We start from the raw sequence: 547 nt of genomic DNA on the forward strand, positions 1-547 counted from the left end.
GCCCGCGCCCTTCGGCGCCCCGGTCAACTGCTCGACCTTCGTGCCGTCGTCGTTCACCAGGTGCCACACACCGCTGGCGTCGTCGCGCACGATCGGGCCCGAGTGACCGGCGAGTGCGAGCGAGGCGTTCTGGCCGCCCCAGCACTCGTCGCCGGAGCCCGTGATCCCGTCCTTGTCACAGGACTTGTAGGAACGCTCGATGAACCCGGGCTCGTAGTTCCAGCCGTCACCCACCCACGAGGGCTGCGCGTTGGACGCGGAGGTCTTGCCGTCCACGTCCGCCGAGTTGTAGCTCAGCTCGACGGACGGCGCCGCGCCACCCAGGGCCGGCGGCACCGAGATCGGGTAACTGTACGAGAAACTCCCGGCGTTGGAGCCGCCCGACCAGGCGGCGGACGGGGACAGTGAAGTCGCCGTGTAGTTCCCCAGCGGGCCGGACGGTGAAGGTGCCGCGGCCAGCACCGTCGAGCCGCCGCCCGAGGTGTCGGTGACCGACGCCGGGCTCGCCGCGCCCGTGAACGACGCCTTCACCGCGCCGCTCCCGCCC

1 protein-coding gene is annotated in these 547 nt (G+C 71.8%); it reads right to left on the bottom strand.

From position 1 onward, the window contains the following. Nucleotides 1–531 (bottom strand): hypothetical protein (locus VM95_RS37945; protein WP_157882314.1); only part of this gene is annotated, 531 nt, incomplete at its 3' end. Between the last annotated feature and the right edge of the window lie 16 nt (nucleotides 532–547).

Source organism: Streptomyces rubellomurinus (genome assembly GCF_000961885.1).
GTDB classification, from domain to species: domain Bacteria; phylum Actinomycetota; class Actinomycetes; order Streptomycetales; family Streptomycetaceae; genus Kitasatospora; species Kitasatospora rubellomurina.